General features: G+C 69.6%; 2 protein-coding genes and 1 pseudogene. All 3 read left to right on the top strand.

Annotated elements, in window-relative coordinates; all coding sequences use genetic code 11:
- Positions 1–264, top strand: a pseudogene (locus FKP22_RS29425) (nuclear transport factor 2 family protein); the annotation flags it as partial.
- Positions 265–418: 154 nt separating this feature from the next.
- A complete protein-coding gene (gene ligA / locus FKP22_RS29420; protein WP_141291734.1) occupies positions 419–841 on the top strand; it encodes a protocatechuate 4,5-dioxygenase subunit alpha in 423 nt (140 codons plus the stop codon).
- A 7-nt stretch (positions 842–848) separates the two neighbouring features.
- On the top strand, positions 849–1718 hold an 870-nt coding region (locus FKP22_RS29415; protein ID WP_141291732.1), incomplete at its 3' end, for a class III extradiol dioxygenase subunit beta.

The raw sequence follows: 1718 nt of genomic DNA, 5'->3' as shown, positions 1-1718 counted from the left end.
CGTCCCGCGCACCGCATCACGGTGCACCTGGTCTGCGGCACCTTGTTCGACGAAGTCGGCCCGGACCACGCCGAGGCCACCACCCGCGTGCTGCTGTGGGCCGCGGACCTGCGCGCCGACAGCGGCCCTCAGGGGCGCGCTGCCGAAGGGCGGCAGATCGTCGGTCGGTTCATCGACCGGTTCGTTCGCAGCGCGCAGGGCTGGCGCATCGACCAGCGCGTGGCCTGTTTCGATCTGCACACACCCGACCTGCCGCAGGTTTGACGCCTCACCCGCCGCACCATGCCCTTCAACCGCCACATCGCCCCGGCCCTGCTCGCCGCCTGCAGCTTGCGCCGGTGCGCACGCAGCCGCGTGGCCGGACCCGCATGCTGAACGGCCTGCCTGCCGGCAGCGCCAGACCTTCGAGCGCATCCGCATGAGCCCACCCCTCTCCAAGCCCTACCTGGACATTCCGGGCACCACCGTGTTCGATGCCGACATGGCACGCCGCGGCTACGGGCTCAACCAGTTCTGCATGTCACTGATGCAGGCCGGCAACCGGAGCCGCTTCCGAGCCGACGAAGACGCCTACCTCGCAGCCTGGCCGATGACGCCCGAGCAGCGCGCGGCCGTCCGGGCCCGCGACTACAACGCCTGCATCGCGCTGGGCGGGAACATCTACTTCCTCGTGAAGATCGGTGCCACCGATGGCATCAGCGCGCTGCAGTTGGTGAGCTCGATGAGCGGAATGAGCGAAGACGGGTACCGCCACATGATGTTGGCCGGCGGGCGCTCGCCCGAGGGCAACCGCCGACTCGGCGAACACGGCGATGCGCAAGCACCCCGAACCGCAGACTGAACACGCCATGGCCCAGATCACAGCTTCGGTCTATACCTCGCATGTGCCCGCCATCGGCGCAGCGCTCGACCACGGCAAGACGCAAGAGCCGTACTGGCAACCAGTCTTCGAGGGCTACCAGTTCGCCAAGGAATGGGTCGCCGCGCGGTGCCCGGACGTGGTGGTGCTGGTCTACAACGACCACGCCACGGCCTTCGGCCCGGAGCTGGTTCCCACGTTCGCCCTGGGTACCGCCGCCGAGTTCCCCATCGCCGACGAGGGCTTCGGCCCTCGCCCGGTACCGCCGGTGCAGGGTCACCCCGAACTGGCGGCACACATCGCGCAGTCGCTCATCGAGGAAGACTTCGACCTCACCCTAGCCAACCGCTTGCCGGTTGACCATGGCCTGACGGTGCCGCTGTCGCTGATGTTCGGCGAGCAGCCCGTCACCGGGCAATGGCCGGTGCGCGTGATCCCGCTGGCCGTGAACGTGGTGCAGTACCCCGTGCCGTCGGGCCGCCGCTGCCTTGCGCTGGGCCGCGCACTGCGTCGCGCGGTCCATGGCTTTCCCGCGCCTTTGAACGTCCAGGTCTGGGGCACCGGCGGCATGAGCCACCAGTTGCAGGGCCGCCGCGCCGGCCTGATCAACCGCGCCTGGGACCAGCAGTTCATCGACCGGCTGATCTTCGAGCCCGAGGCGCTGGCCGCAGTGCCCACGGTCGACTACGTGCGCGAGGCCGGATCCGAAGGCATCGAGCTCGTGATGTGGCTGGTGGCGCGCGGCGCCATGGGCGATCTGGCCGGACAACCGCCCCCGCGCTTGGCGCGACGCTTCTACCACGTGCCCGCGTCCAACACGGCCGTGGGCCACCTGATTCTCGAGGACCCGGAGATCCGC

Source organism: Ideonella azotifigens (genome assembly GCF_006519715.1).
Taxonomy (GTDB): Bacteria; Pseudomonadota; Gammaproteobacteria; order Burkholderiales; family Burkholderiaceae_C; genus Ideonella; species Ideonella azotifigens.
This window is presented reverse-complemented; position numbering and strand designations above follow the sequence as displayed.